Origin of the sequence: Kushneria avicenniae (assembly GCF_900112585.1) — a bacterium.
In the GTDB taxonomy this organism is placed as follows: Bacteria; Pseudomonadota; Gammaproteobacteria; order Pseudomonadales; family Halomonadaceae; genus Kushneria; species Kushneria avicenniae.
The window spans coordinates 558,879-583,872 of record NZ_FOLY01000003.1 but is presented as its reverse complement, the minus strand read 5'-3'; the positions used below and the strand labels follow the sequence as shown (position 1 = coordinate 583,872).

26 protein-coding genes are annotated in these 24,994 nt (G+C 62.1%); 10 read left to right on the top strand and 16 right to left on the bottom strand.

The genetic code is table 11. The features are described 5' to 3' along the window. Positions 1-14: 14 nt before the first annotated feature. Entirely contained in the window at positions 15-2,468 is a 2,454-nt protein-coding gene (ppsA, locus tag BM079_RS09085; RefSeq protein ID WP_245742909.1) for a phosphoenolpyruvate synthase, read from the bottom strand. Positions 2,469-2,939: 471 nt separating this feature from the next. Here ppsA and ppsR point away from each other — a divergent pair, with 471 nt between their 5' ends. Further along, a complete protein-coding gene (gene ppsR / locus BM079_RS09080; protein WP_090133147.1) occupies positions 2,940-3,761 on the top strand; it encodes a posphoenolpyruvate synthetase regulatory kinase/phosphorylase PpsR in 822 nt (273 codons plus the stop codon). 84 nt (positions 3,762-3,845) lie between these two features. Here the strand turns inward: ppsR and BM079_RS09075 are convergent, their stop codons facing one another. Then, entirely contained in the window at positions 3,846-4,808 is a 963-nt protein-coding gene (locus tag BM079_RS09075; RefSeq protein ID WP_090133145.1) for a threo-3-hydroxy-L-aspartate ammonia-lyase, read from the bottom strand. 230 nt (positions 4,809-5,038) lie between these two features. On the opposite strand from BM079_RS09075, the gene BM079_RS09070 reads away from it, so the two are divergent. Beyond that, positions 5,039-6,016, top strand: a complete 978-nt coding sequence (locus tag BM079_RS09070; protein WP_090133143.1) for an asparaginase — start codon at positions 5,039-5,041, stop codon at positions 6,014-6,016. 53 nt (positions 6,017-6,069) lie between these two features. Here the strand turns inward: BM079_RS09070 and BM079_RS09065 are convergent, their stop codons facing one another. Beyond that, entirely contained in the window at positions 6,070-7,152 is a 1,083-nt protein-coding gene (locus tag BM079_RS09065; RefSeq protein ID WP_175489654.1) for a lactonase family protein, read from the bottom strand. 190 nt (positions 7,153-7,342) lie between these two features. Here BM079_RS09065 and BM079_RS09060 point away from each other — a divergent pair, with 190 nt between their 5' ends. Continuing rightward, a complete protein-coding gene (locus BM079_RS09060) occupies positions 7,343-7,972 on the top strand; it encodes a LysE family translocator (RefSeq protein ID WP_245742907.1) in 630 nt (209 codons plus the stop codon). On the opposite strand, the gene BM079_RS09055 is transcribed toward BM079_RS09060, so the two are convergent. The 8 genes from BM079_RS09055 to BM079_RS09020 all read right to left on the bottom strand — a co-directional run bounded on the left by BM079_RS09055 (position 7,872) and on the right by BM079_RS09020 (position 14,208). Continuing rightward, complete coding sequence (locus BM079_RS09055) at positions 7,872-8,741, bottom strand: helix-turn-helix transcriptional regulator (protein WP_217639660.1); 870 nt, start codon at positions 8,739-8,741, stop codon at positions 7,872-7,874. The two genes, BM079_RS09060 and BM079_RS09055, sit on opposite strands and share 101 nt — an antisense overlap. A gap of 33 nt (positions 8,742-8,774) precedes the next feature. Then, on the bottom strand, positions 8,775-9,701 hold the full coding sequence (locus BM079_RS09050; protein WP_090133137.1) for a DNA/RNA non-specific endonuclease: 927 nt from the start codon (positions 9,699-9,701) through the stop codon (positions 8,775-8,777). Between the two features lie 47 nt (positions 9,702-9,748). Beyond that, complete coding sequence (locus BM079_RS09045; RefSeq protein ID WP_090133135.1) at positions 9,749-11,323, bottom strand: putative bifunctional diguanylate cyclase/phosphodiesterase; 1,575 nt, start codon at positions 11,321-11,323, stop codon at positions 9,749-9,751. A 228-nt stretch (positions 11,324-11,551) separates the two neighbouring features. Next, entirely contained in the window at positions 11,552-11,812 is a 261-nt protein-coding gene (locus BM079_RS09040) for a hypothetical protein (protein ID WP_139215286.1), read from the bottom strand. A gap of 24 nt (positions 11,813-11,836) precedes the next feature. After that, positions 11,837-11,971, bottom strand: a complete 135-nt coding sequence (locus tag BM079_RS09035; RefSeq protein ID WP_090133131.1) for a DUF2256 domain-containing protein — start codon at positions 11,969-11,971, stop codon at positions 11,837-11,839. After that, complete coding sequence (locus BM079_RS09030) at positions 11,971-12,531, bottom strand: DUF6438 domain-containing protein (RefSeq protein WP_090133129.1); 561 nt, start codon at positions 12,529-12,531, stop codon at positions 11,971-11,973. The genes BM079_RS09035 and BM079_RS09030 overlap by 1 nt, the downstream gene beginning before the upstream one ends. Positions 12,532-12,595: 64 nt before the next feature. Continuing rightward, on the bottom strand, positions 12,596-13,183 hold the full coding sequence (locus BM079_RS09025) for a UbiX family flavin prenyltransferase (protein ID WP_090133127.1): 588 nt from the start codon (positions 13,181-13,183) through the stop codon (positions 12,596-12,598). A 56-nt stretch (positions 13,184-13,239) separates the two neighbouring features. Then, a complete protein-coding gene (locus BM079_RS09020) occupies positions 13,240-14,208 on the bottom strand; it encodes a ribonuclease Z (protein WP_090133125.1) in 969 nt (322 codons plus the stop codon). 115 nt (positions 14,209-14,323) lie between these two features. On the opposite strand from BM079_RS09020, the gene BM079_RS09015 reads away from it, so the two are divergent. After that, positions 14,324-14,767: a DUF4174 domain-containing protein gene (locus BM079_RS09015; RefSeq protein ID WP_245742906.1), complete on the top strand. Its 444-nt coding sequence runs from the start codon at positions 14,324-14,326 to the stop codon at positions 14,765-14,767. Between the two features lie 47 nt (positions 14,768-14,814). Further along, positions 14,815-15,768 carry a D-2-hydroxyacid dehydrogenase family protein gene (locus BM079_RS09010; RefSeq protein ID WP_090133123.1) on the top strand — a complete coding sequence of 318 codons (954 nt, stop codon included), beginning with the start codon at positions 14,815-14,817 and terminating at the stop codon, positions 15,766-15,768. Positions 15,769-15,778: 10 nt separating this feature from the next. On the opposite strand, the gene BM079_RS09005 is transcribed toward BM079_RS09010, so the two are convergent. Continuing rightward, entirely contained in the window at positions 15,779-16,201 is a 423-nt protein-coding gene (locus BM079_RS09005) for a GFA family protein (protein WP_090133121.1), read from the bottom strand. A gap of 245 nt (positions 16,202-16,446) precedes the next feature. Here BM079_RS09005 and BM079_RS09000 point away from each other — a divergent pair, with 245 nt between their 5' ends. Next, positions 16,447-16,839, top strand: coding sequence for an MAPEG family protein (locus BM079_RS09000; protein ID WP_090133119.1), 393 nt, complete (start codon positions 16,447-16,449; stop codon positions 16,837-16,839). A 158-nt stretch (positions 16,840-16,997) separates the two neighbouring features. On the opposite strand, the gene BM079_RS08995 is transcribed toward BM079_RS09000, so the two are convergent. Together BM079_RS08995 and cdd are read right to left on the bottom strand one after the other, a co-directional pair. Continuing rightward, a complete protein-coding gene (locus BM079_RS08995) occupies positions 16,998-17,249 on the bottom strand; it encodes a hypothetical protein (RefSeq protein ID WP_090133117.1) in 252 nt (83 codons plus the stop codon). Positions 17,250-17,649: 400 nt separating this feature from the next. Further along, positions 17,650-18,084 (bottom strand): cytidine deaminase, encoded by a 435-nt coding sequence (cdd, locus tag BM079_RS08990; RefSeq protein ID WP_090133116.1) that lies wholly within the window; start codon positions 18,082-18,084, stop codon positions 17,650-17,652. Between the two features lie 264 nt (positions 18,085-18,348). Here cdd and BM079_RS08985 point away from each other — a divergent pair, with 264 nt between their 5' ends. Beyond that, a complete protein-coding gene (locus BM079_RS08985) occupies positions 18,349-19,245 on the top strand; it encodes a DMT family transporter (protein ID WP_090133114.1) in 897 nt (298 codons plus the stop codon). Positions 19,246-19,269: 24 nt separating this feature from the next. Here BM079_RS08985 and BM079_RS08980 read toward each other — a convergent pair whose 3' ends face one another. After that, positions 19,270-20,331: a glycosyltransferase family 9 protein gene (locus BM079_RS08980; RefSeq protein WP_175489653.1), complete on the bottom strand. Its 1,062-nt coding sequence runs from the start codon at positions 20,329-20,331 to the stop codon at positions 19,270-19,272. Between the two features lie 516 nt (positions 20,332-20,847). Between BM079_RS08980 and BM079_RS08975 the strand changes: the two genes are divergently transcribed. The 3 genes from BM079_RS08975 to BM079_RS08965 all read left to right on the top strand — a co-directional run bounded on the left by BM079_RS08975 (position 20,848) and on the right by BM079_RS08965 (position 23,597). Next, entirely contained in the window at positions 20,848-21,699 is an 852-nt protein-coding gene (locus tag BM079_RS08975; protein WP_245742904.1) for an HAD-IIA family hydrolase, read from the top strand. 147 nt (positions 21,700-21,846) lie between these two features. Beyond that, positions 21,847-22,545: a pirin family protein gene (locus tag BM079_RS08970; RefSeq protein ID WP_090133108.1), complete on the top strand. Its 699-nt coding sequence runs from the start codon at positions 21,847-21,849 to the stop codon at positions 22,543-22,545. 101 nt (positions 22,546-22,646) lie between these two features. After that, complete coding sequence (locus BM079_RS08965; RefSeq protein WP_090133308.1) at positions 22,647-23,597, top strand: ribokinase; 951 nt, start codon at positions 22,647-22,649, stop codon at positions 23,595-23,597. 98 nt (positions 23,598-23,695) lie between these two features. Here the strand turns inward: BM079_RS08965 and gabT are convergent, their stop codons facing one another. Further along, positions 23,696-24,970, bottom strand: a complete 1,275-nt coding sequence (gene gabT, locus BM079_RS08960) for a 4-aminobutyrate--2-oxoglutarate transaminase (protein WP_090133106.1) — start codon at positions 24,968-24,970, stop codon at positions 23,696-23,698. Positions 24,971-24,994 lie beyond the last annotated feature (24 nt).

Genomic DNA, 24,994 nt, shown 5'->3' with positions numbered 1-24,994 from the left:
GGAGACGAGGCACGTTACTTGTTGGCCAGCGACGCCGAAGCGCCATTGCCCTGAGCGGCACCCTTGTCGGACTGCTCGCCCAGCGAGAGCCAGGTGTTGATCACGGTATCCGGGTTGAGCGACAGGCTGTCGATGCCCTCGCTCATCAGCCAGGCGGCAAAGTCCGGGTGGTCCGACGGACCCTGACCGCAGATGCCCACGTACTTGCCCTGACGCTTCGCGGCGCGGATGGCCATCGACAGCAGCGACAGGACCGCATCGTTGCGCTCGTCGAACTGCTCGGAGACCGTACCGGAGTCACGATCCAGTCCCAGGGTGAGCTGGGTCATGTCGTTGGAGCCGATCGAGAAGCCGTCGAAGTACTCGAGGAACTGATCCGCCAGCAGCGCATTGGAGGGCAGCTCGCACATCATGATGACCTTGAGGCCGTTTTCGCCGCGCTTGAGGCCCTGGGCTTCCAGCGTCTCGATGACGTTGCTGGCATCCTTGAGCGTGCGCACGAACGGAATCATGATCTCGACGTTTTCAAGCCCCATGACCTCACGCACCCGCTTGACCGCCTGACACTCGAGCGCGAAGCAGTCGCGGAAATCCGGCGACACGTAGCGACCCGCGCCGCGGAAGCCCAGCATCGGGTTCTCTTCATGCGGCTCGTACTGCTCGCCGCCCACCAGGTTGGCGTACTCGTTGGTCTTGAAGTCCGACAGGCGCACGATGACACGCTTGGGCCAGAACGCCGAGGCCAGCGTTGCTATGCCTTCGGCCAGACGCGCCACGTAGAACTCGACCGGATCGCTGTAGCCGGCAATGCGGCTCTTGATTTCGGCCTGCAGCGCCGGGGTCTGACGATCAAACTCCAGCAGGGCACGCGGGTGGATACCGATCATGCGGTTGATGATGAACTCCAGTCGCGCCAGACCCACGCCCTCGTTAGGGAGCGTTGCAAAGTCGAAGGCGCGGTCGGGGTTGCCGACGTTCATCATCAGCTTGAGCGGCAGCTCCGGCAGATCATCGATGGCAGCGCTCGTGACCTCGAACTCCAGCTCACCCTCGTAGATGTAGCCGGTATCCCCCTCGGCACAGGAGACGGTGACGTGCTGATTGGAGGACAGACGCTCGGTCGCATCGCCACAGCCGACCACCGCCGGAATGCCCAGCTCACGAGCGATGATCGCCGCGTGGCAGGTACGCCCGCCACGGTTGGTCACGATCGCCGCGGCACGTTTCATGATCGGTTCCCAGTCGGGGTCGGTCATGTCGGTGACCAGCACGTCGCCCGGGGCCACATCATGCATCTGGCTGATGTCGGCAATGATCTTCACCGCACCGGCGCCGATGCGCTGACCGATGGCACGGCCCTCGGCCAGAATCGGCCCGCGGGAGCTGAGCTGGTAGCGCTCCATGACCTGCTTGCGCGAGCGTACGGTTTCCGGACGCGCCTGAACGATCAGAAGCTCACCGGTATGGCCATCCTTCGCCCACTCGATGTCCATCGGACGCCCGTAGTGTTTTTCGATCAGCATGGCCTGACGGGCCAGTGCCTCGATCTCGTCATCGCTCAGGCAGAAACGGTCCTGATCGGCGGCATCTACCGGCTCGATGCGCACCTGCTTGCCGTGGGCGCGATCATCGGCGTAGACCATGCGCTCGGCCTTGGTACCCATGCTGCGGCGCACCACCGAGGGACGGTCGGCGGCCAGTGTGGGCTTGTGAACGTAGTACTCGTCCGGGTTGACGGCGCCCTGTACCACCATCTCGCCCAGCCCCCAGGCGGCCGTGATGAACACGACCTGATCAAAGCCGGATTCGGTATCAATGGTGAACATGACGCCCGAAGTGGCCAGGTCCGAACGCACCATGCGCTGAACGCCGGCAGAGAGCGCCACGCCCTTGTGATCGTAGCCCTGGTGGACGCGGTAGGAGATCGCGCGGTCGTTGAACAGCGAGGCAAACACGTGGTGGATCGCCTCGCGTACGGCATCCAGCCCCTGCACGTTGAGGAAGGTCTCCTGCTGTCCGGCGAAGGAGGCATCCGGCATGTCCTCGGCCGTGGCAGAGGAGCGCACCGCAAAGGAGGCGTTCGGGTTGTCGCCGGCCAGCTTCTCGTAGGCCGTGGCGATGGCGTCATCGAGTTCGGCCGTGAAGGGCGTATCGATCACCCACTGACGAATGCGCGTGCCGGCATCGGCCAGCGCCCGGGTATCGTCAATGTCGGTCTCGTCGAGCAGGGCGTGAATGCGCGCATCCAGCCCGCTCTGTTCCAGAAAGCGCCGCCATGCGCCGGCGGTGGTCGCAAACCCGTTGGGCACCTGAACCCCGAGGCTGGCCAGATGGCTGATCATCTCGCCCAGCGAGGCGTTCTTGCCCCCGACACGATTGACATCGTGCATGCCGACCTGGTCGTACCAGAGTACGTCCTCGTCTGCGTCATTCAGGCGATTTTCATCTGTCACCATGCGATCACTCATTTCTCGTCTCTCCCGACAAGCCTTGATGCCAATGTGCCAGTCACCTGCAAGGGTGCCGGCAGTGCCATTTCTGAAATCAACAACGTAAAAAAACGCCGCCCGGTGCGTGCATGGAGTGCCATCGCACGACCGAATAGAAACGACGTTTTTCAAATCCTGCCTGTCATTGGACAGTCGAGCAGAGCGTAATCATTTTCCGCGGCCTGCCATAGCCTTTGAGACAATTTTTAAGGCCAGGAACATTTTGAAAGACTACGACACGTCATTAACACAAAGTATTAAATTGTCGACTTATGTCTTTGAAATTTTTAATTAAACCGACAAGGATTTCAGCGCAAAAATTTACTACATGCTTTGTAGTGCGTGCGCAAATTTGACAAATAAGGTCGCATTGGCGTGGCCACATTTCAGCCCTGACCGTGGTTTAATGCTGGGTAAATCGTGCCTTTTATGCCGGGTAGAGAGGCTCTTATGCCAAAAACAGTGTTTTATATTTCCGATGGCACGGCCATTACCATGGAAGTTCTGGGCCACGCCGTTCTCTCCCAGTTTGATACGGAATTTACCCAGCGTACCTGGCCCTTTGTGGACACCCGGGAACGCGCTATCGAGATTCGCGAGCGCATCGACCGGATCTTTGCCGACACCGGTGAGCGCCCCATCGTCTTTTATTCGATCGTCAGTGATGAAGTCCGCCAGATCATCCTGTCGAGTCACGGCTTTTGCCATGACGTCATCGAATCCGTCATCGCCCCGCTCAGCGAAGAGCTCAACATGGCACCGCATCCGACGCTCCACCGCACCCACGGGCTCAATCAGCGCAATGTGGCACGCTATGACGAGCGTATCGCGGCCATCGACTACGCGCTGGCCCACGATGACGGCCTGTCATTGCGCCATCTCGAGCAGGCCCAGGTGATCCTGATCGGCGTCTCCCGCTGCGGCAAGACGCCCACGAGCCTGTATCTGGCCATGCAGTTCGGTCTGCGGGTCGCCAACTACCCCTTCATCGCCGACGACATGGACCGTCTGGCGCTGCCGCCGGCACTTAAAGAGCAGCGCGGCAAGCTGTTCGGGCTGACCATCAACGCCGACCGGCTCGCCGCCATTCGCAATGAACGGCGCACCGCCAGTACCTATGCATCGCTCAGGCAATGCCGGCTGGAGCTTTCCGAAGTCGAGGCGCTTTATCGTCGGCTGCGCATCCCCTATCTGGATACCACCAACTACTCGGTCGAGGAGATCGCCACACGCCTGATGGATACCCTCGGCATTGATCGGCGTATTTTCTAGCCGAGGAAAAGGACAACGACGGACGGCCCACGATGGCGGGCCGTCGAAAGGGACTGTGGCAAAGAAAGGGAACGCGGCAAAGGATCAGGACGTCAGCAGTTCGGCAAATCGCGCCATGTCGACATTGCCACCACTGACAATCACCCCCACACGCTTGCCCCTGAACTCGGCGGCCATCTGCCGCGCCGCAGCGAAACCGAGACAGCCGGTCGGCTCGGCCACCAGCTTCATGCGCTCGGCCATGAATGACATGCATGCCACCAGCTCGTTATCCGAGGCGGTCAGGATGTCATCGACATCGCGCTGAATGATCGGAAAGGTGATCCGGCCCAGATGCTGAGTCTGGGCTCCATCGGCAATGGTCCGGGGCGTGTCGATATGGACAATCCGACCCGAGCGAAACGATTGCTGCCCATCGTTACCGGCCTCGGGCTCGACCCCATAGACCCGGCAGTCCGGCGACATCGCCCGGGCGACCAGCGCAGAGCCCGACAGCAAACCACCGCCCCCCAGGCAAACGAACAGCGCATCCAGCGAGCCGACCTCTTCGAAGAGCTCCATGGCGGCCGTGCCCTGCCCGCAAATGACATCGGGATGATCATACGGCGGCACCAGTGTCAGACCGTGCTGCTCGGCCAGCGCCCGGCCGATCCCTTCACGATCTTCCGTGTAGCGGTCATACATCACCACGTGGGCACCGTACGCTCTGGTCGCGGTCACCTTGGCACCGGGTGCATCCTCGGGCATGACGATGGTCGCCGGGATCCCCAGAAGCCTGGCGGACAGGGCTATGGCCTGGGCATGGTTGCCGGAAGAGAACGCCACCACGCCGGCGTTTTTCTGCTCGGGACTGAACCTCGATAGCGTATTGAAGGCGCCACGAAACTTGAAAGCGCCCGTGCGCTGCAGGTTCTCGCATTTGAAAAATATCTGCGTCTCCAGCGCCTCATCGACGGTACGCGAGGTCATCACCGGTGTGCGGCGGGCGTGGCCCTCAAGTCGTTTTGATGCCGCCACTACATCGTCAAAGGTGGGAAGATGGTTCATGGGACTCCTCTCTCAGCGCGACTGTCATCTCACGCTTATCGTGGATAATATCGACGCCGCCCGCGGCGCCCCAACGAAGCCAGACAAGACATGATGCCACATCCAGGGTCTGGCTCGAGGTCGACGTTCAGGGTCAGCCCGGCAGCATCAGGTCCGGATGCAGGCCATCGCCGCCCGGCAGCATCAATACCCGGCTACGTTTTACAGCTGGTCATCATGGAGCAAAGATCATGACCCCTTCCCCCTCCGACAAGGCAAAACGCATTGTCGTGCTCGGCACCGGCGGCACCATTGCCGGCTCCTCCTCGAACGCCGGTGCCAATCTTGGCTATACCGCCGGAACGGTATCGGTCAATGACCTGCTGGGGGGCATCGCGGCACCGGATGGTTTTGTCCTGCACGCCGAGCAGGTCGCCCAGCTCGACAGCAAGGACATGGATGCCGCGACCTGGTGCGCCCTGCGTGAACGCTGCGAATACTGGCTGAACCAGGAGGATGTCGCGGGCCTGGTCATCACCCACGGTACCGACACTGTCGAGGAAACGGCGTTTTTCCTGCACTCGACGCTCTCCTCCTCCAGGCCTGTCGTGCTGGCCTGCGCGATGCGTCCTTCTACTGCGTTGATGCCGGACGGTCCACAGAATCTACGCGACGCACTGGCCGTGGCGGCCACCCCTGATGCCGCCGGCGTCACGGTGGTCTGTGCCGGCGAGATACACGGCGCGCTCGACGTGCGCAAGGATCACCCTTACCGCCTGAAGGCGTTCTCCTCCGGTGACAGCGGGCCCATCGGCTACGTGGAGGAAAGCACTGTACGACAGGTACGTGCCTGGCCACGATCGGAAGACCACGATCAGAAAGCCCTGCCGCGTCCCGAGCACTGGCCGCGCGTCGAGATCGTGTTGACCCACGCCGGCGTCAGCGGTGCCCTGATCGATCTGCTGGTGCAGGAACGAGAAAGCGGTGCGTCCGAGCCGGTGGCAGGCATCGTGCTGGGCGCTACCGGCAACGCCAGTCTGCATCAGGCACTTGAACAGGCTGCCCGGCGCGCCATTGAGCGCGGTATCGAGGTGAGGGTCGCTGCACGCTGCAACGAAGGTCAACTGCTGCCCACGCCGGAGGCTCCCTTCACGATCATGGCGGCGCTCTCGCCGGTGAAGGCCAGAATCGCCCTGATGCTCGAGCTGTGCCGCGGTCAAGACCGATGAGCGCTGCTGACCGCCGCGGCGCCCTTGAGCCTTGATCCGTCATTGACCCTTGATCAGCCGCCGGCGGCATTGAAGGCAAAATCGACCGGCACCGGTGAATCGATCGTGTGCACAGGGCCTTTCAGCGCGCCGCTTTGCGGGTCGATGTTGAACACCTTGATGGTGTCGCTGTTCTGGTTGCCGACATAAAGAAATCGCCCGGTGGGGTCCAGGTTCATGCCGCGCGGGATCTCGCCGCCGCTGGAAACCCAGCCGGTGTTGATCAGCTGCCCGCTGTCATCGTCTACCCGGAACACCGCAATGCTGTTCATGCCGCGATTGGTGGCGTAGAGAAAACGCCCCTGCGGATGGATGCGAAGCTCGGCAGTGGTATTGCTGCCGGTGGGCACTTCTCCCGGGTTGTCAGGATTGAACATTGGCCGTCCGAATTCACTGTCGACCGGCAGGGTCGATACCGAAGATGTGATGGCCCCCCGCCCCGTGATCATCATGTGCGCGTGCGCGCCTTCCTGACGGACCCCATCCGGCCCCTGCCCGTTGGGCGGCGATTCGACCAGGTCGCTCATCTCGAGAATCTCGCCGTTATCTCCCAGCGGAAAGACCGAGAAGCTGCCGGTGCCGTAGTTGGCCGCGAACAGGTAGCGCCCGGAGGGATGCACCGAGCAGTGACAGGTCCATGTCCCCCCGGTAAGCCGGGTATTGATAAAGGTCAGTTCACCACTGTCCGGGGCGATGCGATAGGCACTCACCCGTCCCAGGGGGTTGCCGTCGGCATCCGGGCCAAGCTCATTGACGCTGTAGAGATAACGACGATCCGGTGACAGAGCCAGAAAGGAGGGGTTTTCCGCCGCCATGGTCTGTACTGGCGTCAGCCCGCCCTGCACCGGGTCCATGCGAAAGACATAAATCCCGCGAGCCCGGCTCGGGGCCACACCCCCCGGTGCGGTATTGGGGCCGGTATAGGTGCCGACATAGACGTATTGCGCGCCACTGCCACTGGAAGCGGCCATCGCGCCGGTGGCTGACAACATCGGATACAGCGCCATGGCACCGGCGGCCATTCCCATCCCCTTGAGAAGTCGACGACGAATCTCGTCGATCAGTACGTGGTCGGTATCGCCTGACTGCCCGTTCATGTCATGTCCTGCCCGGTCGAGGAAAGCCTCAAGCATTGGCCCTCCCTCCCGAACCGACAATCCAGACCTTGGTGTACCTTCCGACATGGCGCGGTGAACGATCGGCATCAACGGCCCGCGCAATATTGTTCAATACGTCGCCTCCGGGACCCGGCAGGCTCTGCGCCTCAACAATGTCGGAGGTTGTACCGTGTCCCCTGCCCTGCTGCTCTCCATGGCCGCCTTCGCGCTGGCCGCCTCGCTGACACCCGGCCCCGTCAACCTCGTGGCGCTGAATGCCGGACTCAATCACGGTTTCAGATCGAGCCTGCGCCACGTCACGGGGGCAAGCCTCGGTTTTACCCTGCTGCTGGTGTTGATCGGACTGGGGCTTCAGTCGCTGTTTGAGACGCTGCCGCTGGCCGGTGTGGTGCTGCGCTGGGTCGGCGTGGCCTTTCTACTCTACATGGCCGCAATGCTTGCGCTTTCCAAAGACCGTGAAGCGAATGCCGTACCGTCAGCGGCGCCCTCATTCTGGCAGGGCGCGCTGATGCAGTGGCTCAACCCCGAGGCGTGGGTAGCCTCCGCCGCGGCCGTCAGCGCCTATACCCGGGAGGTCATCCATCTGGCGGTGCTGGCCGTCATCTTTTTGATCCTGTGTCAGGCCAGCGTCAGCATCTGGGCGGCGATGGGACACTGGCTGGGCGCACGCCTGACCCGGGCACACCATCTGCGACGGCTCAATCAAGCGATGGCGGCGCTGCTGGTGGCCAGTGCACTGGCCATGGCCCTGATGTCGCCCGGCGATACTGCCGGGGCGTCGCCGCCGTCACTTTTTTGAAGGTGCGTTGAAAGTGGGCCTGATCGGCAAAGCGACAGGCGAGCGCAGTCTCGGCAATGTCCGCACCGCGCCTGAGCGCACGCTGGCCCCAGCGAATGCGACAGTCGATCAAAAAGGCGTGGGGCGTGATGCCGTAGTCACGGCGAAAGCCGCGAATGAGGGTAAAGCGTGAGCATCCCACTGCATGGGCCACCTGCTCGAGACTCAGGGAGGAGAGACAGTGCTGTCGAATGAACGCCGCCGCGCGGGCCGTGATGTCGCGCTCGCGCGAATCGGTGTGGGGTGAGATGCCCAGCACCTCGAGCGCCTGATCGATCACGGCTTCGATCTCGCCAGCCTGCGGCGACTGACCTGAATCGAACAACCTTTCGGCCAGTTCAACAAGCGCCTGATAAAGCACCGGATCGCGACTGACACGCTGGACCAGCGGCTGAAAGGCTTTCTGACAGCCCGGCTGACGTGCCGCCAGCCACTGCGGATCGATATAGAGCATGAGATAGGACCAGGGGGCGGCGTCGCTCGGATTGCAGGCGTGTATCTCGCCCGGGTTCATCGCCACGATGCTTCCCCGTGACACCGCCGCCACGTGCTCGCGCCCGTCATGACGGTACTCGTAGTGGCTGTGTCCGCCCAGCACCGCGCCCAGCGACAGGGTGTCGTGGCTGTGGCGGGCATAGCGCACCGCGCGGGCGTCACGGGTCAGGCGCGCCTCCAGCCATGGCACATCCGGGTGGCGCCAGAACCGCATGTCATGAACGTGTCGCGCCATTGATGGGTGTCCGTTTTGCTGATCCCGTATCGGTTATACCCGAATATCCGCCGGTCCGCGTATTTCAACTTCGATACGCACGCCGGTATCGCGCTCTTCATTGGAGAAGCCATCAAACGTGCTCAGATCGCCGAAATCCAGCCCGGTCAGCGCCTCGATGCGTGCCACGCTGCGCTGATAGGTGCGGTACTGTCCGAACACGAACCCCAGCTGGTCCAGCCCGTCGCCCTGTTCGATCATGTAGGCCGTGGCCGAGGGGCGACCGTCATCGCCCATGAAGGCCACCACCTTCCAGTAGGCCTCGGGAATCCGGATGCCGCGATAGAGACGATCATCCGGGTCGAAAATCGGACCGGAGAACACCGTGATGCGCTGGCGATCAGCGCGGGCATTGTCGAGCAGATAGTCCTCAAGGCCCAGCCAGGTCTGCTGGTTAAAGCCCGCGAGCTGTGGTGTGGCATTGGTGAAATAAAAGGTGTCGTCATTGGCCTGCTCGGCCTCGTCACCCCAGTTGGGCGCGGTGCGGCGGACCAGATGACCGCGATCGAGCGGATTGCGGCTGTAAAGATCCGGCCCGGCCTGTAGCGATGGATCAATACGCGGATCAAAGCGCCAGTGATCACTGCCGCGGGGGACGCTGACCAGCGCGCTGCTGTCGATATTCACTGCCGTAAACAAAGCCAGCCGTCGGCTTCGAGACATGACCAGCGAAAAATGGGTGTAATCGAGCCGCCCGTCCTCTCGCCCGAGGACCGGGGTGACATCTTCGGCCAGCGCCTCGTAGGGTAACGGCAGGGGTACCGGCATGTCCTTGAGAAAGTCCGGGGCATAGCCCTGGCGCGTGGATAGTTCTTCCACGGTGGCGGTACGTGCCGTGGGTGGCTCGGCCAGCACCATGGCGGTGGGGTCGATCAAACGGCGCATGTCACGAAGAACGGGGCGGTGCTCGGCATGGGTCATGGGGCGCTCCCTGGCAGGTGATGTTTCAAGCCTGGCAGAGATGGCGCTCAGGGTTGAGCCGTTTCAAGAGATCGCCGGGTGAGATGGTCATACAGCGCGTCGGCCGGCATGGGGCGGCCGAAGAGATAGCCCTGACCGAAGTGACAACCCTGCTGCGTCAGATTTTCGGCCAGACGCGCTTCCTCGATGCCCTCGGCCACCACCGCCATGCCCAGTGACCGGCCCATGGCGATTATCAGGCGCACGAGATTGTCCTGACGAATCTCTTCGGCCTCGAAAAAGGAGCGATCAATCTTGATCTTGTCGACATCCAGCCGGGCGAGATGATAAAGCCCGGAATAGCCGGTACCGAAGTCATCCAGCGACACGCGCACGCCCATCTCGTGCAGCCGGTTGAGGTTCTGCTGCACCACGCCCAGCCGCTCGATGAGCACGTTTTCGGTGATTTCGACCTCAAGGCGCTCGGCCGGAAATCCGTGTGACTCGAGCAGTGCCGCCATCTGCGCCGTGAAGTCCTCGTTTTCCAGATAGGAAGCGGTGATATTGACCGCCAGAAAGCAGGTGCCGGGCCACTGCCGGACGTCACGCATTGCGCGATCCAGCAGCTGACGGGTCATCGCCGGCATCAGCCCCAGCGTTTCAATCAATGGGATGAACTCATCGGGCGGTACCAGACCGCGCTCGGGATGCTGCCAGCGGGCCAGGATTTCAACGCCTACCGTGTCACGGCTTTCAAGCGCCACCACCGGCTGATAGAACGGTACGATCTCGCCATGGTCCAGCGCCTGACGCAGACGCTGGGCGCGTTTGGCCTCCTCCTGCTGTGCCTCGTTCAGACAGTCGCTTTGCATCCGTATTGTCTCGCCGGCCCGTCTGGCGTCATGCATGGCACCGTAGGCCGTCGCCAGCAGCTGATCTGCCGTCAAAGCGTGCTGGGGGGCAACAGCAATACCGATGGTCGTATCCAGCGCAACCCGCCGGTGGCCGCAGACCAGCGGTTGCCTGACCTGTCGCTGCAGCGCCCGGGCCTGATCGAGCAGCTCGCTCGCACTCAGTGCGCCGGTCAGGGCAATCACGAACTCATCGCCTCCCGGGCGCCCCAGAAGCGGATCCCCCACGGTGCGGATACTGTTGAGCCGACCGGCAATGCGTCGAAGGGCATAGTCCCCTGCGGTGTTGCCGTGGGTATCGTTGATGGTCTGAAAGTCCTGAATATCGATGACCAGCAGGGCCGTCTGCTCCAGCTGCGGATGCAACCGGGCGTGCAGCCGGGTCATGAAATATCGCCGGTTCATCAGCCCGGTCAGGGCATCGTAGCGGGTCAGATGATTATTGCGCGCGCGCGCGGCCAGAAGCTCGCGATAGCGCCGCCGCAGCCGCCAGATCAGGCGCAGGGACAAAAGTCCCGGCAGCGCCATGGCAATGCCGGCAAATCCGGTACAGGTCAGAATGAAGCGCCAGCGAGCAGCGGTATCAAGATCCGGTGGCTCGCCCCAGCCCATGAAATGAAAGACCAGTGTCTCCAGCCAGAACTCCCAGATCAGGGCAATCAGAAAGAGTGTGGCGAGCGTGGCAGCAAAGAGCGCAAGCCACTGGCGCAGAAGATAACCTTTGGTTCGCATGAGCAGAAGTACCGAAGCGGCGTGGCGAGACTGACAGTATTTTTAAGAAAAAACTAATACCGAGACAGACCTATCGGCCGCTACTGTAGTCTTCTAAACCCCGCGTTCATACCTTTGTAGGACAGGCGTTTCCCCACCGAAAAGAACTGGCTGAAAACCCGCGCCTGTCGATGCCGGCGCCGGTTGAGTCAGGGCGGGGTTGAAAGAGTCGAGCGAGAATCGACGGGGTCAGGCCCGCGAGTGCCGATTGATCCGGCCGCGCATGCGCTCGCGCAGGGAGGGCGCCGCCAGGCGATGCAGATCGTGAGGCGTACAACGCACGACCCGGCCGTGCATCCTGATCAGGCAGTCACTGCCCTCAATGCGCACCGGATGTATATCGCGCTGCACCAGTCTTTCCATTTCCTGCGACGTCAGACCCAGCATGAGCGTTGCTCCGTAACCGTGGATGGCATCTGTCAGGCGCAGCATGGCCAGTACGGATGTCACGGTGATGACGTCTTGATAACAGTGTCATGACTTCGAACGCCGACAGCGCTCGGAGCAGTAGATCACGCTGTCCCAGTTGCGGGCCCACTTCCTGCGCCAGGTGAAGGGGCGACCGCACACCGGGCAGGTCTTGGTCGGCAGGTCGGATTTTTTCTGCATCAATGTGCTCGTGCCGGGTCTGGCGTGGATGTCATGGCAGGCGTGCCGATCCAGTTCAGGATGCCGAGCTGCTCGGGAATATCCTCACTGAGCAGGTGCGTGAGCGACAGCGCACTGGCCGAGCGGCAGCCGCCGTCGTGTAGAAGCTGTGCCTGACGGCCATTACGCCCGGTCCAGGTCACGGTGTAGTGCGACATGTCGGTAATGCGTACCCCGCAGCCGCTGGAGTCGCGCTGCTGATCCATCACCGGCTGCCAGGGGGCGAGGGTACGCTGAAGCTGCGTGAACGCCTGCGCGCCGTTTTGTCGGGCCTGCTTGCCGTAGACCTGTGTATGCTGCCGACCAATAAACGTGGTAGTGCCATCGGCGCGCACCTCAACGGAATAGACCGGGCAGAAGCCGTGACACGGACCGACCTCATAGCGAATGCTTTCCAGATCACCGGCGCGCGATTGAGCGCTGTCGCGCAGATCCGTCGGGCGAACCTGACCGCTACCACCGGCGCATCCCGCCAGCAGGACAGCACTCGCCACAAGCGCGGACAGACAAAGGGTGTTCATGGATATCTCCCGAAAACAGGCCGCATCGAACGAGGCGGCATCTTTCAAGCGTAGACCGACACGCTCAGGCCTTGCCCGGCGGGTGCAGGTTTTCGCCCCAGCGCGGCATGCCGTCGATCTCGATATCGAACAGGTCGAGCGCGCGCGCCACGCTGTGATCGACCATCTCCTCGAGGGTGGCCGGCCGGGCATAGAAGGCCGGCACCGGGGGAAACAGAATGGCGCCCATTTCGGTCAGGGTGGTCATGGTACGCAGATGCCCCAGATGCAGCGGCGTCTCCCGCAGCATCAGCACCAGCCGGCGGCGCTCCTTGAGCACCACGTCGGCGGCGCGCGAGACCAGGTTGGTCGTGGTGCCGGCGGCGATCTCCGACATGGTCTTGACCGAGCAGGGCGCGACCAGCATGCCCAGCGTGCGAAAGGAGCCGGAGGCAAGTGAGGCGCCGATATCGCCGACCGGGTGCACTTCATCGGCCAGCGCGAACAGCTGCTCACGGGTGATGCCGGTCTCGTAACGACGGGTCAGCTCGGCGGATTTTGATACCACCAGATGCGTTTCAATCTCCAGCGGCCTGAGCAGCTCCAGGGCGCGCGCGCCGTAAACAAAACCGGTCGCACCGGTAATGGCGATGATCAGGCGACGGCGAGTCATCAGGGCTCCCTGAGGTCGTATAAAAGGACGTCAGCCCATTGTAGCCGGGCGCGGCGTCATTCACATTGATGCAGCGTGTGGTCCCTTGATAGATCAAACACGGCGAGATCCTCGGCCAGCATCAGCGTGGCGCCAAAGTGCGCGCGTGCTTCCTGCTCGATCTCGTCGATGCAGTACGCCCCTCCCGGACGGCTGGCGTAGCGCGGACTGAAATGGGTCAGGATCAGTCCCGCAAGCCCGGCCCCTTCAGCAAAGGCGGCAATGCGTGCGGCACTGCTGTGGCCGTGATCCGTGCCCTGACGCTCGATCACTGCCTCGGTATAGGTGGCCTCGTGCACCAGAACATCCGCTTCCCGACAGATCGATGCCAGCAGATCGGGCGTATCGTTATCGCCGGCCACTACCAGCCGCCGCGGCGTGCGCGAGGGCAGACGATAGTCTGCGCCGTCAAGATGGCGCCCATGATCATCGACCGCCGTCTCGCCGCGCTGAAGCTGACCCCAGATCAGCCCCGGCGCAATCCCTTCCGCCATGAGCAGCGCCGTATCCAGCGACGCCTCGATATGGCGCTCCTCAAAGGCATAGGCGTAGCACTCCACCACATGAGAAAGCGGCGTGGCGCGTACGGTGACATCGGCAAGGCTCAAGGGCGCCTCGACCAGCGTCGAGGCCTCGACGTGGATCAGCTCGAAGTCGAAAAACAGCCCGGTGGTGGCCTTCATTGCCTCGATATACTCCCGCACGGCCGGCGGCCCTACCAGGGTCAGCGGGGCCCGGCGCCCGGCCATCGAGGCGCTGGCCAGCAGTCCCGGCAGGCCGTAGCAGTGATCGGCGTGAATATGGGTGATCAGCACCGCCTCGAGCCGGGCCAGGCTCAGAGGCGTGCGCATCAGCTGATACTGGGTGCCCTCGCCGCAGTCGATAAGCGTCCAACGCCGCTGGCCTTCGGCCTGAAGGGCCAGGGCACTGACATGGCGGGTTCGGGTGGGCATGCCGGCAGAGGTGCCCAGAAAGCGCAGTTGCATGACAGGACCTTGTGGTATCAAACGAGTGCGGTATTGAACGAGACAGGGTGATGATCATCATGCCGGACGCTATGCTGGAAAGCACTCATGTCAACGCCTGAACGAGGAGCAGATGATGAAACAGTGGTTCATGCCGGCCCTTCTGGCCGCGGCACTGACGGGAGGTGGCGCGCAGGCGGGCGAGATCAACCCGGCCGCCAACCCGCTGCTGGCCGACAAGTGGCAGTCGCGCCCGCTGATCATGGTGCCCCCGAGCGCTGACAACAGCGACTACGAGCGCATGCGCGGCATTATCGAAACGCAGCGTGACGCCTTCAATGATCGTGAAATGGTGCTCTACACGGTCGAAAACGGCGACGGCATGAAAAATGGCCAGGCGCTGACCGAGGCCGAAACCGATGCGCTGCTTCACTCGCTGGATCTTTCATCGCAGGGACCGCTGACCACGGTGCTGGTCGGCAAGGACGGCGGCAAGAAGGTCGAGCAGCAGGGCTTTGTCGACCCGCGCCAGCTGTTCGACACGATCGACAACATGCCGATGCGCCGCGCGCGTCAGTAGGCCGCCACCAGGCAGGCCATCAACAGATAACAACCGCCGGGAGAGCCATGATGCGCTGCGCGATTCTCGATGACTATCAGCATGCGGCACTTGCCATGGCTGACTGGACACGGCTTGAAGGCCGCGTGGCCATCACGGTCTTTCACGACCATGTTGGTGATGAAGAGGCGCTGGTCGAACGGCTCTCGCCTTTCGAGGCCATCGTCATCATGCGCGAGCGCACGCCTTTTCCGGCCTCCCTGCTGGCGCGCCTGCCGGAGCTTGAGCTGCTCATCACTTCAGGGATGCGCAACGCCGCCGTCGATCTCGAGGCGGCGCGCGCGCGGGGCATCACGGTGTGCGGCACCGACAGCCATCCGGCGCCGCCGACGGAGCTTGCCTGGGCGCTGATACTGGGGCTTGCACGTCATCTCCCTGCCGAGCATCACCACTTCACCACCGGTGGCCCCTGGCAGAGCACGGTGGGCATGACGCTGGCCGGCCGTACGCTGGGCCTTCTGGGGCTCGGCAGGATCGGTACGCGCATGGCGATCATTGCTCAAGCCTTTGGCATGAACGTGCTGGCCTGGAGCGAGCATCTGACGGCGGCGCGCTGCGATGAGGTGGGCGTCAGGCTTGCCGAATCCAAACGGGCGCTGTTGAGCGCCAGCGATATCGTGTCGATTCATCTGGTGCTGAGCGAGCGCACCCGTCACCTGATCGACCGCCAGGCGCTTGCGTGGATGTCGCCTTCGGCGCTTTTGATCAACACCTCACGCGCGGCAATCGTCGATCAGAGCGCGCTGATCGAGGCGCTCGAGGAAGGCCGGATTGCCGGCGCGGGGCTGGATGTCTTCGAGCAGGAGCCGCTGTCGCTCGATCATCCCCTGCGCCGACTGCCCGGTGTGCTGGCCACGCCGCATCTGGGCTACGTCAGCGACACCAGCTATCGCACCTGGTTTGGCCAGACGGTTGAAAATCTTGAGGCCTGGCTTGCCGGCACGCCAATCAGGCGCCTCTGACCGGGTCTGACTACATCTGGCGCGGGACCGGGTCGCTGTCCACGTCCTGTGAATAGCGCCGTGTCTCGTTGGCAAAGTCATAAAAACCCGGCTTTTCCGTCATGTAGATCTCTTCGGTCATCACCATGCAGGACTGGTCATCGAAGGTGCCGGCCGTAAATGCGTAGGCGTTGTCCGAAGTGTGGCGAAAATAGAGCTGGCTGCCGCAGCGCAGGCAGAAACCGCGCTCGCCCTGATCGGAGGAGTGATGGATCCCGACCGGCGAGGCCTCGTCAAAGACCGGCTCACCCTCACAGACCACGCCCAGCATGGGGCCACCCGTGGCCTTGCGACACAGCGAACAGTGACAGACATGCACCTCGCCGCCATGGCGCACCGTAAACCGCACCTGACCACACAGACAGCCACCTGCCCTTTCCGTAATCTCGGTCATGCTCCCTCCCTGAATGCATTGTCCTGCAATGATGATTACCGTTGGTGCCTGATGTCCGAACTCGAACCTCCGATGTGGCACCCTTCAGCACGCTCAGCACCCGGCTATCATGCCTGACGCACGAGCCATCACCATATGCTTTAAAGCTGATAAAAGCATTACGGGATGACGGATCATCACCGCACTCGGAGCCGGTGGCCTGCTACGCTCAAGAAGATATTTCAACCTGATCTCCGGAGTCGCGCATGACCATGGAACTCTACCTGCTGGGCTGGACGCTGGTGCTTGCCATCGTTCAGATCATGCTGCCTGCAATGTATCGCAACCGTGAAACCGGCATTGATTACAATGCCGGTCCACGCGACAAGGAAGGCCCACCGATGGGTGTGGTAACCGGGCGGCTCTTTCGCGCGCAGAAAAACCTGTTTGAAACCCTGCCGCTGTTTATCGGTGCCATCCTGATTGCTCATGTCGGCCAGCAGGAAGGGGCGATGACAGCCTGGGGTGCCTGGCTCTATTTTCTCGCCCGCATCGCCTACGTACCGCTTTACGCCATGGGCATCCCCTACATCCGCTCGATGGTCTGGGGCATCAGCCTGCTCGGGCTCGTGCTGGTGATCCTGCCCGTAATCTTCTAGGGGGATTCTTCAGGCCTCGCAGCGCCAGCATCACAACGCCCGGTGTGACCGGGCGTTGTAACGGGACAGCCCCTGTGTCAGGACGCCTCGTATAACAGACATAAAAATGCCGCCTTGAAGGGCGGCATTTCGGAATGACTTGTATGGCTCGCCGCGTATCAGGCGGAGACGCGCTGGCCCATCTGCTGATCGTTGATGGGGCGGCTCTCGCGGGCCATCATGAGCGTCAGCGTTCTGGACTTGTTGAGCGTCTGCATGGCGAAAGACGGTGAGTTCAGGTCGTTCCAGTGACCCACGGTGTCCAGAAACTCGCCGCACTCGGAGCAGGTGATCTCGTCCCACTCGTTGCAGGTATCCATCGGAGTGTGTTGATCGTGACCACAGCGTGTGCAGGAGATGTAATGTGTCATGATTCAATTCCTTCCCTGGTGGTGTCACCGGCCTTCCTGGCCGGTATCAGTGGCAATCCTTGCCGTGGCCATCCTGGCCCGATTCTGCGGCAGTCCCTGCCGTGGCGCTCCTCGCCATTCGGATCAACGTCCCTGTTGATCCCGGGTCAGCGTCCCTGCTGACCGTGTAGACACACTCTGGCATAGTGCCGGGCAATGTACAAGCCTTGTACACTATAATTTTTTGTAACCGTTAAACTCAGGCCAGGAAAGGATTTTCATCACGTCATGCATGACATTTTGACGACGATCTGCTGACACGCCTGCCGTTTTTTTTCATGTCTTGTACAACACTGTTTTCTTATTCCGCCATCGCCGCTATCCGCGCCATGACGACCCTGCAGGCAGAAGCTGCCGTGCCCTACGCCATTGATGACGGTTGATCCAGATTTTCGGGTCCGAAGGAATCCGGCAGCAGGGCTTCCATGTCGTAACGCTTGAGCGGTCGGCCGTCACCATCCACCACCACAATCTCGGTGCCGGGGGTAGCGAACTCGCGAATCCGCTGACGACAATCCCCGCAGGGCGTGCACAGCGCCTCGCCGGGGCCGATGATGTAGATCGCCCTGATCCGGCGCTCGCCGGAGGCGACCAGCGAGGCTATGGCACCGGCCTCGGCACAAAGGCCCTTGTAGTTGGCACTTTCCACGTTACAGCCGGTATGGATCACATCACCTTCGCTGACCAGAAGCGCGCCTACCGGATGGCGGGAATAGGGGGCGTAGGCGTTGTCACGTACGGCAATGAGCTGCTGGCGCAGCTTTTCGGGAAGCGGAGCAAGGGCGGGCTCGGTCATGAGACTCTCCTGACAGTCGAAAGTCGCCATTGTCGCAGCCCCTTTGAGCGGGGAACAGTCACGCCATATGGCGTTCGGATCGGTCAATGACCGATACCGGCGTCGCCCATGCTCTGCCCGGCGGCGCAACGAGAACAGGATTTTCAATAGCGACGGTTAGGATGAAAGGGTCGGACCATTTGATCCATTGCCCGCGGACGACCGGCCTGCTCAAGTGAGCGTTTCGACCGCGATCCGGCACTGATGCGCTCAAGGAGATTTGACATGGCAGCCCATGACGCGACCGCCCGGCACTCACGCGGTCTGACGCTTGCAACCCTCGGTATTGTGGTTCTGAGCTTTGACAGCCTGCTGGTAAGACTGGCCGCCACCGACGGCTGGAACATTGCCTTCTGGCGCGGCGCGCTGATGGCGCTCATCATGGGCGCGCTCTACTGCCAGCCCCGGCGGCTGGCCACCCTCAACGCCCAACGCGGGGCATCGCTGATCTCCGCCGGGCTGCTGGCCGCGATCTCGCTGCTGTTCGTGATGGCAGTAATGCATACCCGGGTGGCCAATGTCGTGGTCATCCTGAGTACGGCACCACTGTTTGCAGCGATCTTTACCCGCCTGTTCCTGCAGGAACGGGTCGCGACGAGAACCTGGGTGGCAATCGGTCTGGCCATGCTGGGACTGGTGATCGTCTTTGCCGGCTCGCTGACCGGGGAGGGTCTGCTCGGCGATCTCTACGCGCTCGGCGCCGCCATGGCGGTCGGCGCCAATCTGACGCTGCTGCGACGCTATCCGGTGCTGGATCGGCTGCCGCTGATCGCCGGCGGCGGCGTGATCACGGCCGTGATCGCCTGGCCGATGGCCACGCCGCTGGCACTCGAACCCCGCAGCTATCTCGTGCTCGCCCTCATGGGACTGGTGCAGATGCCGCTGGCCACGGCGCTGATCAACAACGCCACCCGCTATCTGCCCTCCGCTGAGGTGGCGCTTTTTTACCTGGTCGAGGCCATTCTCGGCACGCTCTGGGTCTGGTGGCTGCTCGGTGAAAACCCGCCCGAGGCCACGCTCTATGGCGGCCTGCTGACGCTGGTAACGCTGCTGGTCAACGGCTGGCTGGGACTGCGCCGCGCCCGCGGCCGCCGGATTGCGGCCGCATCCTATACCGGGTGATTTACCCGGATACGGCCGCGAAGGTTACCGACTCGCCAGCGCCCCGGCCATTGTTGAATTCGTGCCGGGCTCAGGGGGTTCCTGCGTGCGACGCCCCTGGAACTGTTCGGGCCGGATAACGGCCTCCAGCAGCTGTCGCGCCTCCGGCTGCCAGAGCACGATATCGGCCGGACCGCGCGGGACAAACTTCAGCGACTTGCGCTTTTGCACCAGCGCCATCACCGGCACATCGAGTGCCGCGCCGATATGCAGCGGCCCGGAATCCGGACTGATCATATAGCGGGCATGGTGCAGCATGGCGGCGAAGGTACGTAGCGGCCGGGGCCGGCAGAGCGCGCCATACTGCCCCGCGCTGACCCTTTGCTCGAGCGTGTCGGCATGGCGCAGCTCCTCGGGGCCGACAAACACCACGTAGCGCTGCCCGGCGGATTCAAGGGCATCGATGCTCTCCTGCCAGAAGCTCAGGGGCAGTCGCTTGTCGAGATGCCCGCCGACAAACAGGGCCACAAAGGGGGTCGCGCGGCCGGTGTCATCGAAGTCGATCCCCAGCTCTTCAAGTTCGCCGCGGCCGATGCTGCGCTCGCCGTTGCTCAGGGTCATCAGCGGGCGATCGCGACAGGGCGTGCCCAGGGCCCGGGCAAACATCTGCGGAATGTCATAGGCGTGCGCCTGCTCACCGTTGACCTCGATATCGAACCAGTGCTGGCCGCGCTTGCCCTTGCCCATGGTATAGCGGCTCTTGATGCAGCGGGCGAAGATCAGACCGGTCAGCGAGCTGGGCCCGGCCTGCACGGCCAGATCGTATTTTTCCTTTCTCAGGCGCCGGAGCATGGCGGGAAAGCGCCAGGGACGGGTAATGGCATCGCGTGACAGGGTCAGAAGATGGTCCACGCGCTGATGGCGAAAGAGCGTTTGCGTGTTGTCGGTGGTGAGCAGATCAATCTGCGCCTCGGGAAAGCGCTGTCGAAACGTTTCAATAATGGGCGACATGATCAGGGCGTTGCCGATGCGATAGTTGGGCCGTACCAGCAGTATCTTGATCGGTCCGTTGAGGCTATCGATCTCCACCGTGTCATTTTTTTGCAAGCATTTTGTCACAAGGGCGGTCATGCCTCGCCGCGCGCCCTTCTCGATACCCTGCGCCATTTTCTTTAAAAAAGTGTTGGTCCGAATCGCTGTTTTCAAAGACATCGAATCACCTGATCAGGGCATGTCAGGCAGGAAAACCCCACCTTAATTAACGGTTTATTAAAAACTTTCGCGCCACATTACCGACGTTAAAAGACCACAATGTCAGCAAGACGTTCCAGGTTTCAAGAAACTCTTCCTGAAAAAACAGGCTTTAAAATGAAGAAATTATTAAAACAAGTATTCTGATATTTTCTAAATCAAGAGCGCCTTTTATATTGCCGATTAACGTCCTTTAATCAAACAATGTTTTTAAATATCCGGGCGATTCACCCGGTGCTTTTTCGCTGAAGGACCGGCGTTGCCATACCCGGTCTGCTTTTGTCACACCGGCACCTGCCGAGACCCGCAAAAGACAGGGCCGCCTGTCCGGGTCTATGCTGAACATCATCACCAATACGGGGGGAACGACTCTTGACTACAGGCAAGAAGGTAGAGCGTGACGTCGATTGCTGGCTGACCGACATGGATGGCGTGCTGGTGCACGAGAACAAGGCCATTCCCGGAGCGGCGGAGCTGATCCATCAGTGGCGGGAGAAGCAAAAGCCGTTTCTGGTACTGACCAACAACTCGATCTATACCCCGCGCGATCTCAGCGCCCGGCTGGCACGCAGCGGCATCGATGTGCCCGAAGAGCAGCTCTGGACCTCGGCGCTGGCAACCGCCGCCTTTTTAAAGGATCAGTCTCCCAATGGGTCGGCCTTTGTCATCGGCGAGGCCGGGATTACCACCGCCATGCATGAAGCGGGCTTTGTCATGACCGACACCGACCCGGACTACGTGGTGCTGGGTGAAACCCGGACCTATTCGTTTGAAGCGATCACGCGCGCCATTCGCCTGATCAATGAAGGGGCCCGCTTTATTGTCACCAATCCGGACGTGACCAGCCCCAGCCAAGAAGGCCCGCTACCGGCTACCGGTGCCGTGGCCGCACTGATCACCAGCGCCACCAAGCGCGAGCCCTATGTGGTCGGCAAGCCCAACCCGATGATGTTTCGCTCGGCGCTTAACAAGCTGGGCGCGCACTCCATGCGTACCGGCATGATCGGCGATCGCATGGATACTGACGTGGTCGCCGGTATCGAGGCCGGGCTTCATACCGTGCTGGTACTGACCGGCATCGCCGACCGCTCCGAGGTCGAACGCTACCCGTTCAGACCCAAGGAGATTCTCGATTCGGTGGCCGATCTGCTGGAAAATGACAGACCCCGAAAGGGCGCACAAAAGTCTGAAAACAACGCGCCGGGCTCTGATACCGTGGAATGACGCAACGCCCGGGCAGCGCTTTGCAGGACAGGCTCCCTGCCCGGGCGCATTCTGTTTTATCGACGCCCAACGCTCATTTTCTGCCATTGCCATGCAGGAATCCGAAAGCGATGCTGTCAGGCACGTCATCTCCTTCGGAGTCCTGTCATGCTGACCCTGCGCCCCGGCCATGAACGTGGTCATGCCGATCACGGCTGGCTCGAAAGCCATCACTCCTTTTCCTTTGCCGGTTATGTCGATCCGGATCATGTACACTTCGGCCCCCTGCGGGTGATCAATGAAGACCGCGTGGCCCCCGGTGGCGGCTTTAGCCAGCACGGTCATCGTGACATGGAGATCTTTTCCTGGGTGCTTTCCGGCGAGCTGGCCCATCGCGACACGCTGGGCAACAGCGCCAGCATTGGCCCGGGACGCGTGCAGCTGATGACCACCGGTACCGGCGTGGAGCACAGCGAGTTCAATCACAGCGATCACGAGCCGGTGCATTTTCTGCAGACCTGGCTCTTCCCACGCGAAACAGGGCTGGCACCGCGCTACAGCGAGGCGGACTTTCCCGCCGCATCCAGACACAACCAGCTGCGCCTGATCCTCTCACCCGATGGCCGCGACGGGTCACTGCGCATCGAGCAGGACGCCTTCATTTATGCCACGCTTCTGAACGGTGATACCGCGCTGACCCACCCGCTGGCGCCCGGCCGACGCGGCTATCTCCATCTCATTCGGGGCCAGCTTGAGGTCAACGGTCAGCCTCTCGAGGGCGGTGATGCGCTGATGCTGGAGGAAGAAACGCAGATCACGCTGGCCCGCGGCCGCGACGCCGAAGCGCTGGTCTTCGATCTGCCCTGAATCGACAATCTGCCCTGAATCGTCAGTCTGCCCTGAATCGACAAAGGACCTCGTTGTGTTCGATGATCACGTCAGATCATGGTTATTACTGCGAGGGCATCATGGCAGCATCGAATCAACCGGCATCCCGCCTGGCCACCGTCTACAACTACGGCTCGATCAACATCGATCACGTCTATCGCGTACCGCATCTGGTGCGACCGGGTGAAACGCTCTCCAGCACCGACTATCAGATCGTGCTGGGGGGCAAGGGCGCCAATCAGACCATCGCCCTGGCACGCGCCGGTGGGCAGGCAAGCCACTGGGGGCAGCTCGGCCGGGCTGATGACTGGGCGCTGGAGACGCTAAAGGACGCCGGCGCCAACATCGACAACGTGGCGCTGCTTGAAAGCGCCAGCGGCCACACCGTCATTCAGGTCGACGACGACGGAGAAAACGCCATCGTGCTGTTTGGCGGCACCAATCAGCGCTTCACGCCCGAGCGGATCGGCGAGCTGATCAACGGCGCCGACAGCGACGGCTGGCTGCTGCTGCAAAACGAGTGCAACGCCATCGAGGACGTCATTCGTCAGGCGCTGGCGCGCGGGCTGAAGGTCGCCTTCAATCCGGCGCCGATGACACCGGCCATTCGTGAACTGCCCCTGAGTGAGCTGTCACTGCTGTTCGTCAATCGCGGCGAAGCGGCCGCGCTGGTCGAGCTGGAAGAGGACAGCGATGCCGATACCCTGATCGAAGCGTTGCAAACGGCGCTGCCGGGCGTCAATATCGTGCTGACGCTGGGCTCGGAAGGGGCGTGGCGCCTCGATGGCGAACGCGGTGACACCCTTTATCAGCCGGCGCGGCCGGTCCAGGCCGTCGACACCACCGGTGCCGGCGACACCTTCATCGGCTATTATATGGCCGCCCTGCAGGCGGGCTTTGACGACACCACCTGCCTGGAGCGGGCCACCGCAGCCGCCGCGCTGGCCGTGCAGCGTGCCGGCGCGGCCACCGGCATTCCCACCGTCGAGGAGGTCGAGACCTTTCTGCAGGTGGCCGCTCGCCAGCCGTAGTGGCCGCTCCCGGGAGACTCATGGCAGCAAGAATGCGCCTGACCATAAAAAAGCCCCGCCGATGGCGGGGCCTTTTGCATGCAGACCGGGCGATGTGACTACTGACCGGTCATCTCCGTGAGCATGGTTTCGATCAGGTCAAGGCCTTCGTTGAGGACCTCGTCACTGATGGTAACCGGCATCAAAAAGCGGATCGTGTTGCCGAAAATACCGCAGGAGAGCAGGATCAGGCCGCGTTCACGCGCCGTTTTGCAGAGTTTGCCGGCAAGCTCGGCATCCGGCTCGCCGTCGGGGCGGACCAGGTCGATGGCCGCCATGGCCCCCAGATGACGCGAATTGCGCACGACATCAAAGCTGCGCTCCCACTGCTGGAACCGCTCGCCGAGCTTCTCGCCCAGTGCCAGGCTCTTCTCGAGGATGTTCTCCTCTTCGAACACCTCCAGTACGGCCAGCACGGCAGCGCAGGACACCGGGCTACCGGTGTAGGTACCGCCGAGCGAATTACCGCCCGAAGCATCCATCACGCGGTCGGTGCCGACCACGGCAGAAATCGGCATACCATCGCCCATGCTCTTGGCCATGGTCATGATGTCAGGCTCGACGCCGGTGTGCTCGATGGCGAACAGCTTGCCGGTACGGCCAAAGCCGGACTGAACCTCGTCAACGATCAGCAAAATGCCGTGCTCGTCGCAGATCTCGCGCAGCGCCTTCATGAAGCTCGGCGACGCGGCATGGAAACCGCCTTCGCCCAGCACCGGCTCGATGACGATCGCGGCGGTGTCCTTCGGATTGGCATCGGTCTTGAAGGTCATTTTCAGCCCGCGCAGCGCCTCTTCCTCGCTGACACCGATTGATTCGACCGGATAGGGCGCGCGATAGACCTGTCCCGGCATCGGGCCAAAGTCGGTACGATAGGGCGCGACCTTGCCGTTCATGGCCATGGTCATGAAGGTACGACCGTGATAACCGCCGGTGAAGCAGATCACACCCGAACGACCGGTCGCCGCACGCGCCACCTTCACGGCGTTTTCCAGCGCCTCGGCACCGGAGTTGGCCAGCATGACCTTGGCATGCCCACGTACCGGCGTGAGGTGGCTGAGCTTCTCGGCCACCTTCACGTAACCTTCATAAGGCATGACCGTCTGGCAGGTGTGCATGACTCGATCGAGCTGCGCCTTGACCGCCTCGACCACCTTCGGGTGGCGATGGCCGATGTTGAGCACGCCGATACCGCCGGCAAAGTCGATAAAGCGCTTGCCATCGACGTCCCACAGCTCGGCGTTTTCGGCGCGGTCGGCGAAATGGCCGTCCATGCTTGCCGCGCCGTTGGCGACATAGCGTTTTTTCAGCTCATTGAGTTCACTATTATTCATGCGCGATCTCCTTTGATGTGCAGC